Source organism: Rhodococcus sp. SJ-3, assembly GCF_051918125.1.
Lineage (GTDB): Bacteria > Actinomycetota > Actinomycetes > Mycobacteriales > Mycobacteriaceae > Rhodococcus.
Genome location: NZ_CM123306.1, coordinates 3,503,760 through 3,519,390 on the forward strand (window position 1 = coordinate 3,503,760; position 15,631 = coordinate 3,519,390).

Annotated in this window: 14 protein-coding genes; 10 read left to right on the forward strand and 4 right to left on the reverse strand. The window is 64.7% G+C overall.

Annotation, left to right across the window (positions count from 1 at the left end; genetic code table 11):
* The first annotated feature begins 127 nt into the window (after nucleotides 1–127).
* The 8 genes from ACTDXD_RS16230 (at nucleotide 128) to ACTDXD_RS16265 (ending at nucleotide 10,259) form a co-directional block, all read left to right on the forward strand.
* Complete coding sequence (locus ACTDXD_RS16230; RefSeq protein WP_440123342.1) at nucleotides 128–2,554, forward strand: ATP-dependent Clp protease ATP-binding subunit; 2,427 nt, start codon at nucleotides 128–130, stop codon at nucleotides 2,552–2,554.
* A 93-nt stretch (nucleotides 2,555–2,647) separates the two neighbouring features.
* The gene (locus ACTDXD_RS16235) at nucleotides 2,648–3,529 is read left to right on the forward strand and encodes a glycosyltransferase (protein WP_440123343.1); all 882 of its coding nucleotides are present in this window, start codon (nucleotides 2,648–2,650) and stop codon (nucleotides 3,527–3,529) included.
* 301 nt (nucleotides 3,530–3,830) lie between these two features.
* Nucleotides 3,831–5,015 (forward strand): acyl-CoA dehydrogenase family protein, encoded by a 1,185-nt coding sequence (locus tag ACTDXD_RS16240; protein ID WP_440123344.1) that lies wholly within the window; start codon nucleotides 3,831–3,833, stop codon nucleotides 5,013–5,015.
* Entirely contained in the window at nucleotides 5,006–6,361 is a 1,356-nt protein-coding gene (locus tag ACTDXD_RS16245) for a phosphotransferase family protein (RefSeq protein ID WP_440123345.1), read from the forward strand. The genes ACTDXD_RS16240 and ACTDXD_RS16245 overlap by 10 nt, the downstream gene beginning before the upstream one ends.
* A gap of 97 nt (nucleotides 6,362–6,458) precedes the next feature.
* Complete coding sequence (locus tag ACTDXD_RS16250; protein ID WP_440123346.1) at nucleotides 6,459–7,172, forward strand: siderophore-interacting protein; 714 nt, start codon at nucleotides 6,459–6,461, stop codon at nucleotides 7,170–7,172.
* Between the two features lie 217 nt (nucleotides 7,173–7,389).
* The gene (locus ACTDXD_RS16255) at nucleotides 7,390–8,475 is read left to right on the forward strand and encodes a 3-deoxy-7-phosphoheptulonate synthase (protein ID WP_440123347.1); all 1,086 of its coding nucleotides are present in this window, start codon (nucleotides 7,390–7,392) and stop codon (nucleotides 8,473–8,475) included.
* A 48-nt stretch (nucleotides 8,476–8,523) separates the two neighbouring features.
* Nucleotides 8,524–9,402 (forward strand): MerR family transcriptional regulator, encoded by an 879-nt coding sequence (locus ACTDXD_RS16260; protein WP_440123348.1) that lies wholly within the window; start codon nucleotides 8,524–8,526, stop codon nucleotides 9,400–9,402.
* Entirely contained in the window at nucleotides 9,399–10,259 is an 861-nt protein-coding gene (locus ACTDXD_RS16265; protein ID WP_440123349.1) for a hypothetical protein, read from the forward strand. Before ACTDXD_RS16260 ends, ACTDXD_RS16265 begins: the two co-directional genes overlap by 4 nt.
* Here the strand turns inward: ACTDXD_RS16265 and thpD are convergent.
* Nucleotides 10,243–11,130, reverse strand: coding sequence for an ectoine hydroxylase (thpD, locus tag ACTDXD_RS16270; RefSeq protein WP_440123350.1), 888 nt, complete (start codon nucleotides 11,128–11,130; stop codon nucleotides 10,243–10,245). The two genes, ACTDXD_RS16265 and thpD, sit on opposite strands and share 17 nt — an antisense overlap.
* 167 nt (nucleotides 11,131–11,297) lie before the next feature.
* Between thpD and ACTDXD_RS16275 the strand changes: the two genes are divergently transcribed.
* Entirely contained in the window at nucleotides 11,298–11,723 is a 426-nt protein-coding gene (locus tag ACTDXD_RS16275; RefSeq protein WP_440123351.1) for a VOC family protein, read from the forward strand.
* A gap of 22 nt (nucleotides 11,724–11,745) precedes the next feature.
* On the opposite strand, the gene ACTDXD_RS16280 is transcribed toward ACTDXD_RS16275, so the two are convergent.
* Nucleotides 11,746–12,750 carry an AraC family transcriptional regulator gene (locus tag ACTDXD_RS16280; RefSeq protein WP_440123352.1) on the reverse strand — a complete coding sequence of 335 codons (1,005 nt, stop codon included), beginning with the start codon at nucleotides 12,748–12,750 and terminating at the stop codon, nucleotides 11,746–11,748.
* 2 nt (nucleotides 12,751–12,752) lie between these two features.
* Nucleotides 12,753–13,964, reverse strand: a complete 1,212-nt coding sequence (locus ACTDXD_RS16285; protein ID WP_440123353.1) for a pyridoxal phosphate-dependent aminotransferase — start codon at nucleotides 13,962–13,964, stop codon at nucleotides 12,753–12,755.
* A gap of 108 nt (nucleotides 13,965–14,072) precedes the next feature.
* On the opposite strand from ACTDXD_RS16285, the gene ACTDXD_RS16290 reads away from it, so the two are divergent.
* Complete coding sequence (locus ACTDXD_RS16290) at nucleotides 14,073–14,654, forward strand: carboxymuconolactone decarboxylase family protein (protein WP_440123354.1); 582 nt, start codon at nucleotides 14,073–14,075, stop codon at nucleotides 14,652–14,654.
* A gap of 12 nt (nucleotides 14,655–14,666) precedes the next feature.
* On the opposite strand, the gene ACTDXD_RS16295 is transcribed toward ACTDXD_RS16290, so the two are convergent.
* A complete protein-coding gene (locus ACTDXD_RS16295) occupies nucleotides 14,667–15,590 on the reverse strand; it encodes a sigma-70 family RNA polymerase sigma factor (RefSeq protein ID WP_440123355.1) in 924 nt (307 codons plus the stop codon).
* Between the last annotated feature and the right edge of the window lie 41 nt (nucleotides 15,591–15,631).

The following is a 15,631-nucleotide window of genomic DNA, read 5'->3' on the forward strand; positions in this document are numbered from 1 at the left end:
TCCACGCTACGCGGACGCTTCGGGCAACGCGAAGGTGTGGCGCGGATCACCTGACTGCGGGAATTGATCGCGAGGTATGCACGTTAGTTGAGTACGTACGACTCAAGTTCAACAGAAAGGCTTCGGAATGCCGTCATTCTTCGGGCCTGGTGGCCCCGGCCGCATCGACATTTCGCGATTCATGAGCCGCGGAACGCAGGAGCTCATGGCTGCTGCGGCGCGTTTCGCAGCGGAACGCGGCGACGTGGATCTCGATGCACTGCACGTTCTACGTGCCATGGCTGAGCAGGACCCGGCCCGGACGGTCATGACCCGCTCCGGTGCTGATCCCGCCGACGTGGTCAAGGCAGTGGAGCAGCGACTCCCGCAAGGCGATCCCGGGAGCGGCGCGATTGCGCCCGCACTCAGCGGCGTGGTGAAGACCGCCCTGCTCGAGGCACACCAGCTCTCACGTGCACTCGGATCCACGTACATCGATCCGGAACACCTGTTCTTCACGCTCGCTGCAGACCAGACTCGCGCGCCAGGGCGTCTGCTTGCGTCGCTCGGTGTCACCCCGCAGGCACTGCAGACCGCGCTCCAGCCGGTGCCTGCTGCGCCTGCTGAGGCGGAGTCGTCGACGCCGACCCTCGACAAATACGGCGTCGACCTCACCGACCGTGCTCGGAACGGCGGTGTGGACCCCGTCATCGGTCGTGCCGACGAGATCGAGCAGACCGTCGAGATTCTTTCGCGTCGTACCAAGAACAACCCGGTGCTCGTGGGTGAGGCCGGTGTCGGCAAGACTGCGATCGTCGAGGGCCTGGCCCAGCGCATCGTGGACGGTGACGTTCCGGACACTCTGCGCGACAAGCGCATCGTCCAGCTCGACCTGACCTCGATGGTGGCCGGTACCCGCTATCGCGGCGACTTCGAGGAGCGACTCACCTCGGTCCTCGACGAGATCACCGCGCAGGACGGCGCGCTGATCGTCTTCATCGACGAACTGCACACCGTCGTCGGAGCCGGGGGTGGCGGCAATGAGGGCTCCATGGATGCGAGCAACATCCTCAAGCCCAAGCTCGCACGCGGCGAACTGCATGTGGTCGGTGCGACCACGCTCGACGAATACCGCAAGCACATCGAGAAGGATCCGGCGCTCGAACGGCGATTCCAGCCCGTCACGGTGGGCGAGCCGTCGCACGACGATGCCGTCACCATCCTGCACGGACTCCGCGACCGGTACGCAGAATTCCACCGCGTCAGGTACTCGGACGAGGCGATCGAGGCGGCGGTGGATCTGTCGGTGCGGTATCTGCCCGACCGGCACCTTCCGGACAAGGCCATCGACCTGATCGACCAGGCGGGCGCGCGGCTGAGGCTGCGTACGCCGACGGTCGACGCCGAGGCGCTCCGCGAGCAGGTGAGCTCTCTCGAAGCGGAGAAGGACGCCGCCGTTGCAGCCGAACGCTACGAGGAGGCGTCGCGGATCCGCGACGAGATCGTGAAGACGCAGGCCCGGATCGACTCGGGATCTGCGACGAGCGATGACGCCGAGATCCCGGAGGTGGACACGGAGCTGATTGCCGAAATTGTCTCTCGCGCAACAGGTATTCCCGTCACTCGGATGACGAGTGGGGAGAAGGACCGGCTGCGGAACCTCGAGAACGAGCTGCACGAGCGCGTCGTCGGCCAGGACGAAGCGGTCCGTGCGGTGGCGCGCGCGGTGCGTCGAAGCCGTTCGGGGATGAGTGATCCGGGCCGGCCGGTAGGTAGCTTCCTCTTCCTCGGGCCGACCGGCGTCGGTAAGACCGAACTGGCGAAAGCCCTGGCGGAGGTGCTGTTCGGAGACGAGCGGTCGATGTTGCGCATCGACATGAGCGAGTTCGGTGAGCGGCACACGGTCAGTCGCCTGGTCGGTGCGCCACCCGGATACGTCGGGTACGGCGAGGCCGGTCAGCTCACCGAAAAGGTGCGCCGCAACCCGTATTCGGTGGTGCTGCTCGATGAGATCGAGAAGGCGCACCCGGATGTGTTCAATACGCTCCTCCAGGTCCTCGACGACGGTCGTCTGACCGACGGTGAAGGTCGCACGGTCGACTTCAGCAACACCGTGGTGATCATGACCAGCAACCTCGGGTCGGACATCATCTCGAGCCGTGGTGGCGCGCTCGGCTTCACCACCGGTGACGCCGAGGCTGCCGAGAAGCCGTTGAGAGACAGGGTGATGGCTCGATTGCGCGAAGCCATGCGACCGGAATTCCTCAACCGGATCGACGAGATCGTGTTGTTCCGCAAGCTCGACGACGAGCAACTGCGGCGCATCACCGACCTTTTGCTCGACGACACTCGGAAGAAGCTGGCGGACAAGGGTATCGATCTCGACATCGATGGTGTGGCCGTCGACTGGCTCGCCGATCGTGGGCGTCAGCCCGAGTTCGGTGCGCGACCGTTGCGCCGTGCGATCCAGCGTGAGGTCGACGATCGTATCGCAGATCTGCTGCTCGATGACGAACTCGTCGAAGGTGGCGCGGTGTCTGTGGCGGTCGAGGACGGCGAACTGGTCGTCAGGTGACCGGAAACGGTTGGTAAAGAGATGCTTCGGCCCGCCTCGGGTGGCAACACCTGAGGCGGGCCGAACGCTCTGTGGACGGTAGGATCGGGCGCCATGGCCACCCGATCCGGATTGTCCGTCATCATTCCCGTCCACAACGAAGAGGTGTATATCGGGCCGTGTCTCGACGCGTTGATCGAGCAGCAGGACGACCTTGTCGAGATCGTCGTGGTCGACAACAACTGCACGGATTCCACCGTCGATGTGGTGTGGCGTGCGCAGGCGAAATGCCCGAAGATCAAGCTGGTGAGTGAGACGAGGCCCGGTGTTGCGTACGCGAGGAATGCCGGATTCGAAGCTGCATGCGGCGACATCCTCGGGCGGGTCGATGCCGATACGCGTGTCCGTTCGGACTGGGCTCGGGTGGTGTGCGACTACTTCGACAGAGGCGACACCGACGAGGTCGGAGCTGTCAGCGGGCTGAACAATTCGTACGATTCACCGTATCGGCGACTCAAAGGCTGGTACGTCGAAAAACAGGTCCAGCGCGGAATTTTCGGTGGCGAGCGTCCTTACCGCAATTTGCACGGCGCCAACATGGCAATCCGTCGGTCGGCGTGGGAGCGGGTCCGTGAGGACGTGAGTGTGGCTCCGGATATCCACGAGGACCTCGACCTGGCGCTGTGTCTCGGTGCGGCGGAGGTCCCGATCGTCCAGCTCAGCGACATGCGAGTCGATATCTCTCCCAGGCGGGCGTTGACCCCGCCGCGGGAGTTCGGCTCCTACATCGAGTCGGGTGTGAAGACCTTCGAACTGCACGGACGGATGACATCCGAGATTCGTCGAGCGCTGGCACTGCATGAGAAGTTCCACGTCCTCGTCTACGCCGCATATCGGCCCTACGATCCGGAGCTCGGCCGGTTCTCGCTGCGCGCGCTATTGGGGAAGCCCCGGGCTCGGACGATGCCGGTGAGTGCCGGTATCGACGCAAAATAGCGCTGGGAGTCGATGCCCTGTGCCAAGGTGGGGGAAGGCGAACCGGCGGGTCCCGTGCTCGAAAGCGACGGGACCCGCCGTAGGCGGGGACCGGGAGTTCGCTGCAGCCCTCAGCTCTCCGCTCAGTCCTCAACGGGCCCACCGATGAATATAGGTTAGGCAAACCTTATGCGCAAGGGTTTGGGTTTCGACGCTGTCGGTCAGGCACCGGATCGGCCGCGACCCGCAGGATTGTGCACCGCCGAGCCATAGCGGATCGAAATGCATGTGAACGCACGTGTGTGCCGATAGATTGTCGACCATGACAGCGAACCGGCCGGAGGGGCGGGTGGCAGAGCTGTGCACCCGCATGCGCTCCTTCATCGACGACGAGGTCGTTCCCCTCGAACCCGTCCTCTCGCGACATGACGACGAGGCGGTAGCCGCACTCACCCGACTGAAATTCCGCGCGAAAGGTCTCGGGTTGTGGGCGCTCGGGCATCCCGAGGAGATCGGTGGTGCAGGTGTGCCATTCCTCGACTTCGTCTATCTCAACGAGATCATCGGCCGCTCCGAATTCGGGCAACTCGCTGTCGGGTCGGTGTCCATGCAGGACGCGTTGATGCTGCAGCGGCACGGCACCGACGAGCAACGCCATCGCTGGATTCCCGGTCTGGTTTCGGGAGAGATCCTTCCGTCCGTCGGAATGACCGAACCGGAGGTTGCCGGATCCGACCCCATTCTGGTCCGGACCGCCGCCACTCTCGACGGGGACCACTGGATCATCAACGGACACAAGTGGTTCACCACTGGTGCGCGGGAGGCCGGGTACTGCACGGTGTTCGCCCGCACCGAATCCGAGGCGACAGCGTTGCACCGCAGCATCAGCGCGATCATCGTCCCCACCGATACCCCCGGCTTCGAGATAGTCCGGTCCATTCCCACAATGGGACACGACCCCAGCGACCACTACGAGGTTCGCTACACCGATGTGCGGGTGCCTGCTACGAACCTGCTGGGAGCGCGCGGCAACGGGTTCGTCGTCGCGCAGGACAGGCTCGGCCCGGGCCGGATCTTCCATGCCATGCGCTGGCTCGGGCAGGCGCAACGCGCGTTCGAGATGATGTGTGCGCGCGCCAACGAACGCTTCGCCCACGGTTCACTGCTGTCCGAAAAGGGCGAGATCCAACGGTATGTGGCCGAATCGGCCGCAGAGATCCAGGCGTCGAGGCTGATGACGCTCGATGCCGCCCGGGTCATGGATTCCGGCGAGGATGCCCGAGTGCAGATCGGGCTCGTCAAGTTCTGGGGAGCCCGAATGCTTCACAACGTCGTCGATCGAGCCATCCAGGTCCACGGCGCCCTCGGGCTGACCGCCGACACGCCGCTCGAAAGGATGTACCGGCAGGCCCGCTACGCGCGGATCTACGACGGACCCGACGAGGTGCATCGAATGTCGACTGCTCGTCGACTCCTTCGCGACGGGGAGAGGGCCCCGTGGAAGTAGCGGTGGGCATCGCCGACGTCCTGTCGACACACTGGGAGACATCGGTGTCGGTGACGGGCCTGCGCAGACTCACCGGTGGCGCGAGTAGACAGATCTGGTCGTTCGACGCTGCCCGCAACGGGGACACGAACGGGTACGTGTTGCGCCGCGATCCTCCGGGCCAGGGCGACGCACCGCGGATGCGCGCCGAAGCCGCATGCCTGCTCGCGGCGCGGAAGGCGGGAGTGCCTGTGCCGGAAGTCGTCGTTGCGGCCGACGCCGCACCGGGACTCGACGCACCTTTTCTCATCATGGAACGTGTGACGGGTGAGAGCATTCCGAGGAAGGTTCAGCGGGACGAGGCGCTCGCCGGCGCGCGGGCAGGACTCGCCGACGAACTGGGCGGAATCCTCGCGCGTATCCATTCCGTGCCGGTCTCCGAGGTTGCGATGCTCGGTAACGAGGACCCCCTCGACGTGGTGCGAGACCTCTATCGCTCGTTCGACGAGCCGCGACCCGTCGTCGAAATCGCCCTGCGGTGGCTCGATCGGCATCGTCCACCGAGGCGTGGCAACGCGCTGGTGCACGGTGATTTCCGGCTCGGCAACCTCCTGATCGGGCCCGGGGGGACCGCGGGCGTTCTCGATTGGGAACTGGCGCACCTCGGGAATCCGGTCGAAGATCTCGGGTGGTTGTGCGTGCGCGCATGGCGTTTCGGAGGTGATCGTCCGGTCGCCGGGGTCGGTACACGCGACGATCTGCTCGACGGATACGAACGCCTCACCGGGTGGCGTCCCGACCTGGAAGAGCTTCACTGGTGGGAGGCTTTCGGCACGCTGCGTTGGCTCGTTCTCGGCCGGTTCCAGGCGCAGAAGCACATCTCGGGAGCGGAATACTCCGCCGAGTTCGCGGCGATCGGTAGGCGGGTGTGCGAATCCGAATGGGACGTGCTGCACACCCTGGGTCTGATCGATGACGTTGTCCTGCCGCCGGATCCGGTGCCGGAGCCCGAAACTCGCACAGACCTGTTCGGACTTCCTGTTGCCTCCGACCTGCTGGGCGCGGTGATCGACGAACTCGGCAGTGGCATCGCTCCGTCGCTCACCGACCCGGGTGCGGCGTATCGCTTGAAGATCTGCACGAGTCTGCTGCGGGTCGCGCGAAGGGAGCAACTGCTGGGCTCGGTTCAGCGGGCAGCGCACGCCGGCCGTCTTGCGCGCGTGGGCTGCTGCGACGAAGCGGAGCTTGCTCTGCGCCTCCGTAGTGGGTTGCTCGATGTCGCCGACTCGGACGTGCGCTCCGCGGTTCTCGGTGCGGTCGTCGAAAGGTTGCGTGTCGCGAACCCGAGACAGCTCGATCGGCCTTGAACGGCGGAGAAGTTACCTAAGGCAAACCTATCTTCGCTGCGTTAGGATCGGTCGACGATTCCGGTGGGGATCGCGTTCGATGATGGTAGGAGACGGTATGGCCGAGAAGTCCCGCGGATGGCAAGGTGCGGTTCTCAAGCTCCTCCGCGCCGACGACTACGAACTTACTGTCACGAGCCGCACCGAGATCACCGAGCACTATCTGCGGATCGGATTCACCGACGGCGGCCTGCTCGCGGACCATCCGGTGCACCCCACCATGTGGATCCGCATGTGGTTCCCCGACGGCGACAAGGTGCACCAACGGGGCTACACCCTCGTCGACATCGATGTCGACAAAGGAACCTTCGACATCGACTTCGCGATCCACGACGGATCTGCCGCGAGATGGGCGCAGACGGTGACGCCGGGCGAGAAGATCGGTGCCACCGTGATGGGATCGAAGTTCGAAGTCCCGGAGGTGACGCCCGCGGGGTATCTCATCGCCGGCGATATCGCCTCGCTACCTGCCATCAATTCTCTGCTCGCCTCGATCGGTGATGTGCCCGCGACGGTGTGGATCGAATGGGTGCACGAGAGGGACCGCACTCTCCCGCTCGCCGCGGGTTCGAACGTCACGGTGAAATGGATTCAGCGCGCGAACGAAGGCAAGAGCCTTGCCGACGCTGTGAAGGCTGAGGCTTTTCACGCACGCGATCACTTCGGTTGGGTTGCAGCAGAAGCGAAGTGGACGCGTGCGATCGCCGCCGCATTCAAGGGGGAATTCGAGATCCCCAAGAAGCAGATCAAGTCGCAGGCCTACTGGATGTAGCGAGTATGAGGTGGCCGTCACACTCGCTCGTCGGAACCTTCTGTTACTCTCGTCGACATGCAGCGCGCATATTTCTGGTTTAGCAGGCCGGCCCGGGGTGGGTCGGTCGGCGTTACCACGCGCTGACTTCTTCCACCTACGAGCCGGATTACAGACCGGCTCGCTGGATATCGCAGCTTCCTCGAGGGTCGGCCTGAGAACAGGAACCGAGAACCCGATGAGCACCAAGACCAATAGCATCTCCACCGCGAATCTCGATGATCAGCGCACCGTGCGGATCAGCCCGCTTGCAGCACCGTCCGTCGTGCGTGCCGAGCACGCACCCGACGAGGTTGCTGCCGCGACCGTGCGTTCGGGCCGCGCTGCCACCGTCGACATCCTCAGCGGCACGGATGACCGTCTCGTCGTCATCGTGGGCCCGTGCTCGGTGCACGACCCCGCCGCCGCGATGGACTACGCCCGCAAGCTCGCTGCGAAGGCCGACGAACTGCGCGATGACCTGCACATCGTGATGCGCGTGTACTTCGAGAAGCCCCGCACAACGCTCGGCTGGAAGGGCCTGCTCAACGACCCGCACCTCGACGGCACATACGACATCAACACGGGCCTGCGCATCGGCCGCAAGCTGCTTCTCGATGTCTCGAGCCTCGGCCTGCCCGTCGGCTGCGAGTTCCTCGATCCGATCCTCCCGCAGTACTACGCTGACCTTGTCACCTACGGCGCGATCGGTGCCCGCACTGCCGCGAGCCAAGTGCATCGTCAGCTGTGCAGCGCCCTGTCGATGCCGGTCGGCATCAAGAACTCCACCGAGGGTGACGTCCAGGTGGCGGTCGACGGCACGCGTGCGGCCGCCGCAAGCCACGTGTTCCCCGGAACGGATCTCGACGGACAGGCCGCGCTGATCGAAACCGTCGGTAACCCCGACTGCCACGTGATCCTGCGTGGCGGCAGTGCAGGACCGAATTACGACGCCGAGACCGTCGCCGACACGATGGCTCGGCTGCGCAAGTCGGGGCTGCCCGAGCGGGTCGTCATCGATGCGAGCCACGGCAACAGCAGCAAGAACCACGAGAAGCAGGTCGACGTCGTCACCGACATCGCCGACCGCATCGTTGCAGGTGAGAAGGGGATCGTCGGTCTCATGCTCGAGAGCTTCATCGAAGCGGGCCGACAGGACCTCACGCTCGGTCAGGCGGACGAGCTCGAATACGGCAAGTCGATCACCGATGCGTGCATCGACTGGGCGACCACCGTCGATCAGCTCGACCGCCTCGCGGAAGCGGTGCGCGCTCGCCGGTCCTAGCAGGTCGCAGCTTGACCCCGACGTAGCGTCAGGGTTGATGCTGGGGTCATGAGAATCGGCGAACTGGCCACAGCCGCAGATACGACCGTACGCACCATCCGGCACTACCACCGGCTCGGGTTACTGCCGGAGCCACCGAGGTCCTCCAACGGGTACCGCGTGTACTCGATGGAGGACCTCGTGCGTCTGATGCGTATCCGCTGGCTCGCCGGTGCCGGTGTACCGCTCGGCGCGATCCCGACGGTGATCGGAACAACCGATGACAGCGAAGCTCGCGACGACCTCACTGCGGATCTCGAAGCGCTGATTGCAGACCTCGACGCGCAAGTGCACGCACTCGACGGTAAGAGACGTGCATTGTCCGCGATGCTCGAAGGGCATCGACGCGGCGAAACCCTGTCGCCGCTTCCCGAATCACTCGTGCAGGCGTTCGCCGAACTCATCGACGGCGAGCAGGACCCCCGTACGCGCGAGGTATTCGAACGTGAACGTGACAGCTGGGAGGTCATCGTTCTGTCCGGCCAGGTCCCGGAATCATTCCTCGATGCGGCGACGGTGCTGCTCGTCGACCCCGCGCAGCGAGATTCCGTAGTAGCGCTGTATCGCAGGTTCGGAGCGCTCGCGGGGCACCGGCCCGACGACGTCCGCGACGAGATCGACGCAGTTGCCGAGGAGATGGCCGGCTTCTTCGGGGTACTCATCGGCAGCGGTGAAGGCGGCGTGTTCGCGGACTGGGCTGCGACTGCGGCCGCCTATGCGGAGGAGGGGCAGTTCATGATGTCGGAGGTGCTGCCCGATCCAGCACAGCGGGCGGTGGCGATCGGGGTGATCGGCCGCGTCGCCGACAAGGCGGGAAAGTCAGCCGACAAGGCGGGAAAGTCAGCCGACAAGGCGGGAAAGTCAGCCGACAAGGCGGGAAGGTCATGATCGCCCGGACGGCACGCCGGATCCACGGGGTGGCGGTGGCGATCACGGTGCTTGTGGCCGCCGTCAATGCGACGCTCGCTGCAATCGGGATCCTGAGTCCGGGAGCGGCCTTCGTACTGTGGCTGGGGGTCGAGATACCGCTCGGCATCGTGGTCGGTGTCATGACCGTGCAGCGCATCCGATCTCTGAGGCGCGAGGGATTCGGTTGGACTGCGACCCTCGATGAGATCGCCGGGAAGATTACTGCCGACCTCATTCGGTTCGAGGCACGCGGCTACCGCGCGATATGGCAATTCGTGCGCCGCCGTTACGACGGCGGAGAGCCCGGGGTGGTGCCCGTCGGATACACGAAGGGGACGATGGGTATCCCGATGGCGTTTCTCGTCGCGTGCGTCATCGAAGCCGTGGTCGTCCACGTGCTGGTCCCGTGGCCGGCGGTCCGCAACGTACTGCTCGTACTCTCGATCTGGGGACTGATCCAGATTCTCGGGATTCTCGCAGGCCGGATCACACACCCGCATCTGCTGACGGATACGCGGCTGACGATCCGGGCGGGACACCAGGTGATCGTGCAACTGGATCGAGGTGACGTCGAACGCGTGCTCGAGCGGAGGCGGTGGGAGTACACATCTCAGATCGTCGACGATGACGCGCTCTACCTCCCGGGGCCGGACGGCACCTGCCTCGATCTGGTGCTCAGAGAAGCCGTCGACGTCACGCTCCCGGCCTTCTTCGAACACAAGCGCACCACCGCCTCGGTATCGCGCCTGTCATTGCAGGTGGACGATCCGGAGGCGGTGGTGGCGCACTTCAGTGCCGTGGGGCTCAGGCCGAAGGGCTTCAGCGCAGAGGCGTGAAATCCCTGCTGCCGAGATACGACGGACGCGGCTTGCCCGCAGCAAACGGCTCGACCGGTGTGTTCTCGACGCTGTTGAACACCACGAACAGATTGGAACGGGGAAGCGGCGTGATGTTGCCGTTCGATCCGTGCATGCAGTTCGAGTCGAAAACTGTTGCAGAACCTGCAGATCCGCAGAACGTGGTGATGCCGAACTCGGCACACATCCGGGTCAGGGTGTCTTCATCGGGCGATCCCGTCGGCGGGACGTGGGTTACAAGCGACTCTCGATAGTAGTCGTCGGGAGTCTCGCCGGCACACGAGACGAACGTCTTGTGTGAGCCCGGCATGATCATCAACCCGCCGTTGTACCCGTAATTCTCGGTCAACGCGATCGAGATGCTCAACGCGCGAGGGGTCGGCATGCCGTCCTCTGCGTGCCAGGTCTCGAAGTCCGAGTGCCAATAGAACGGCCCACCGCGGAACCCTGGCTTGACATTGAGCCGGGACTGGTGGATATAGACGTCGGATCCGAGTAATTGCCTTGCAATACCTGCAATTTCAGGACGGCGGATGATCGAATCGACCAGGCCGCTCAAGCGGTGTACATCGAAGATCGAACGTACATCGCCGCCGGCGTGCTCACGGACCACGCGTTCGTCGTTGCCGAGCTCGAGTCCGAGACGGGAGGTTTCTTCCAAAAGGTTTCCGACATCATTTGCGGCGAGAAGTGCTTCCGCAGTGTGGAATCCGCGTGTATCGTACGCCTTGACTGCGGCGGAATCCAGCGGGCCGGGGTGGGAACCCCAGACGACAGGATCCTTCCGCGCGATGGATTCCGAAACAGTGCGGTTGCGAGTCGGATAGGCATCCTTCACGACCGTGCGCATATTCTCCGAATCACCCTCTCGAGGATAGACGATGGTTCTACCCGACCGTCTCAGAACCGGGTCGGTTATGCAACCCGGCAAACCGGGTCTGCGCCGGAGAACGCCCTGCTCGTCGCCTCGGGACTCGAACGCGGGACCGTGTCGGAGATGCGCAGTAGGGTCACGACATGGGATACGAATTTCAGGTCACGATCGATTGCAGCAACCCGCATACTCAGGCGCGATGGTGGGCCGAAGCGCTCGAATGGCGTGTCGAACCCAGCGACGAGGATTTCATTCGCGGCCTCGTTGCGGCCGGGCACGCAAAAGAAGAGGACACCGAGATTTTCGACGGCACACTCGTGTGGCGGGCGGGGTCTGCGATCACCGACCCGGACAACCCGCACCGCCCCAGAATGTTGTTCCAGAGGGTCCCGGAGGGAAAAACCGTCAAGAACCGAGCGCATCTGGACATCCAAGCGGGAGACAACCGCGAGGAGATGGCCGAGCGCCTGGTCGCGGCAGGTGCCACGCTGCTGCATCGCGGCAGTCAGGGTCCTTACGTGTGGATCACGATGGCGGACCCGGAAGGTAACGAGTTCTGCCTGTGCTGACAGTTGTGCTGATGGCTTCTGATCAGGCCGGCGCGCGGTAGGCGCGCGGCGTGTTCCCCGTCCACCGCTTGAACGCGCGGCGGAAGGCGCTCGGCTCGGAGAATCCGAGACGCGCCGACAGGTCGTCCACCGGCTCGCCCCGCCGTAGTCCGGCGATCGCCAGGTCGCACAGCACTTCCTCCCGGAGACGGCCGAGGGACGTACCCTCGTGGCGCAGCAGCCGCCGCAGATGTGGCGGACTCACTGCAAGCATGTCGGCGATCTCGTCGGTGGTTGCGGTGCGGCCCTGGATGCCGGACTCGAAGATTCTGCGCACCTGGCTCGACACGCTCGATTCGTAGTCGCGTTCGGACAACATCAGGTTCGGAGAATCCCGGAGATACGTTTCGAGCGACTCTTCGGTCCTGACGATCGGCGACCGCATGGCCGAATTGTCCATTTCGAGCGCCGCGCGTCCCGCGTCGAAGGTGACGGGGATGCCGAAGATCGCGTCGTAGCTGCGCGCAAGGATCGGATCGGGCTCGGCATACGGCAGCGACACCGACACCAGCGGTATCCGGCCCCCGACGAGCCAGGCCGCGAAGCGGTGCAAGAGCATCAGTAGGAAATCGACTGCCACACGGGTCTTTTCCGTCACATGCTCGGGAAGGGCAACATCCAGGTAGGTGCTCGTCTCGCCGATGGTCAGACTCAATCGAGGAAGCCCCTGCAGGACCCGGTTGACCTCGATCATTCGTGTGAGAGCGTGCGCGAGATCCGGGCAATGGATCAGTGTCAGTGTCATGATCCGGAACGATCCGCGCGGCACCGATCCTGCGCCGAGTCCGAACAACTCGTCATCGGTGATCTGCCAGACCGAGCGGGTGAACAGGCTGACCTGCTCGGGAGTGAGTCGCGCGTGTGGTTGCGCGAGCACTGCTCGGCTGATCCTGGCCGCGGCGAGCGCCGGAGCGAGGTCGATGCCGTCGGCTGCCGCGACACTCACCGCTCGACCAACGAAGTCGGAGGGAATCGTTGGGGCTGACACGCTTACAGTGCCCTTCCTTCGCTGTGAAGACGCCGGACGCCGTGCAGTCGCTGGGCCGCCTCGGTGAGAACGTCGTCGCGTTTGCAGAAGGCGAAGCGCACCAGATGATTCCATGATGCAGAGTCGTCGACGAACACGCTCACCGGCACGGCGGCGACGCCGATCTTGCTCGGCAGTGCACGGCAGAGTTGCACACCGTCGCGGAAGCCGAGCGGCGTGATGTCTGCGCAGACGAAGTACGTTCCCGCAGAGTCGAGAACATCGAATCCGGCTTCGGTGAGCGCATGTGAGAGAAAGGTTCGCTTACGCTGCAGGTCGTCGCGCATCGATCCGACCCACGATTGTTCGTGCGTCAGCGCGTGCGCGACCGCGGGCTGGAACGGTGCACCGCCGACGAAGGTCATGAATTGCTTGGCGGCGCGGACCCCGTCGATCAGTGGGCGGGGGCCGATTGCCCAGCCGATCTTCCATCCGGTGACGTTGAAGGTCTTCGCGGCGCTCGACACCGTGATCGTGCGCTCGGCCATTCCGGGTAGTGAAGCGAGGGGAGTGTGGTGACGACCGTCGAAGACGAGGTGCTCGTAGACCTCGTCGGACAACACCAGCAGATCACGCTCGCACGCAAGCTCGGCGATCGCTGCCAGGGCGCCGTCGTCGTAGACGGTCCCGGTCGGGTTGTGCGGGGTGTTGACGACGAGCATGCGGGTGCGGTCGGTGACCGCGGCCCGGAGGGCATCGACATCGGACACGAATTCGTTGCCCGATCGGGTCAACCTCGCGGTCCGTCTGGTCGCGCCTGCCAAGGCAACTGCGGCTGCGTAGGAGTCGTAGTAGGGCTCGGTGAGCAGCACTTCGTCGCCGGGTTCGACGAGACCGAGCAGCGCGGCGCTGATGGCCTCGGTGGCACCGACGGTGACCAGAACCTCGGTGTCCGGGTCGTGTTCCAGCCCGTATCGCGCGAACCGGTCGGCAGAGATCGCCGCCCTCAGTGCCGGGGTCCCGGAACCGGGCGGGTACTGGTTGACGCCTTCCGCGATTGCTCGTCGGGCAACCTCGAGCATCTCCGGCGGCCCGTCGGTGTCGGGGAATCCCTGTCCGAGGTTGATCGCACGGTGCTCGACGGCGAGTGAGGTCATCTCGGCGAAGATCGTGGAGGCGAACGGCCGAAGCCTGGCAACGGTGCGGGCCTGTCCCGAGTTCGGCGATTCTCGCATTTCTGCAGGGTAGCCGGTACGTGCTTGCCCTGTTCGCATGCTGTGTCACATCTCGGGGTGCTGTCTCGTCCAACAAGAGGAAGATGAAAACGACCGAGGAGGCAGATCATGACACGGATACCACCGCTCACGCCCGACCAGGCGGGATTGACGACGAAGGCGATGTACAAGGTCGCAGGCCGCATGTTCGACCAGGTCCCCGAGCCGTTCACCGTGGTGGCCTACCACCCCGGCCTGCTCCGTGCGAGCGGTCTGCACGAAATGCTCGCTGATCGGGCATCGAAGGTGTTGCCGAAGAACGTGCGGGAAATAGCGGTCTACCGCACGGCATGGACTGTGGGCTGCTCGTGGTGCGTCGATTTCGGCACGATGCTGCAACGGCTCGACGGTCTCGACACCGATCGGCTCGAACATATCGCCGAGTACGCCACCTCGGACCTGTACAGCGACGACGAGAAGGCCGCGATCGCGTATGCAGACGCGATGACCGGCGATGTGGCGAACGAGGTGACCGACGAACAGATCGCCGACCTCGAGAGGCGGTTCGGTCGTGCGGGCGTTGTGGAACTGACCTACCAGATCGGGCTCGAGAACATGCGCGCCCGCATGAACTCGGCACTGGGCATCCACGACCAGGGCTTCAGTACGGACGCGTGCCGCGTGCCATGGGCGGAGGAGACAACTCGCTGACCGGCTCGGTGATCACTCCGGCGGGTCGGACGGAAGCCTGACACCGCCGAGTTTTGCCGGGTTCGCCATGTCGTATGCGGCCCACACACGTCCGTCGCGCACGGTGACGCCCAGGACGCGCCCGGGGAATCCTCGGTGTGTGTCGTCGCCGACGGATCCTCGATTGAGGAAGCCGAGTTCGCCGTTGACAAGGGCCGGCTCGAGCGTGGTGAGTGCGTCGGCACCGTAGAGGTGCACGAGTCCGAGGAAGAATCGTGCGAACTTGTCGGGTCCCGTGATGACGTTGATCGCGGTGCGCGTGGTCCCGCCTGCATCGCCGATCATGCGGGCGTCCGGGTGCAGTGCCGCGACCACGGTGTCGATGTCGCCTGTGGCAAGTGCTGTCAAGAGCTGCTGTACGGCATGCTCGTGGTCGGTCGCGGACGAGGGCGGCGGGGCATCGGCAAGGGCGCGTCGCCCTCGTGACGCGAGTTGACGTGCCGCCGGAACACCGACATCGAGGATGCGTGCGACCTCGTCGAAAGGGACACCGAAGCCGTCGTGCAATACGAACGCTATCCGTTGTGTGGGTGTGAGCGTATCGAGCACGAGCAGTGCTGCCAGGCGGTTGTCCTCATTGCGCACCACCTGCTCGAGCGGGTCGGGTGGCGTCGTGCCCGCGAGGGGCGTGACGATCGGCTCGGGGAGCCACTGCCTCACATACTTCTCGCGGCGCACCGCCGCCGATTTCAGCCTGTCGAGGCAGAGACGACCCACGACGGTCGTCAACCACGCTCGTAGATCGCCGATGCTGTCGGGATCTGTGTTGTCGAGCCGAAACCACGCATCCTGTACGGCGTCCTCGGCGTCCGCCACGCTGCCGGTGAGCCGGTATGCGACCGACAACAGGTGACTGCGGTGTTCCTCGAACGATTCCGCCATCGCAACTGCGCGCATATTCTCGATGCTACGACGGGAGAACGATGCGGGACGAGCGA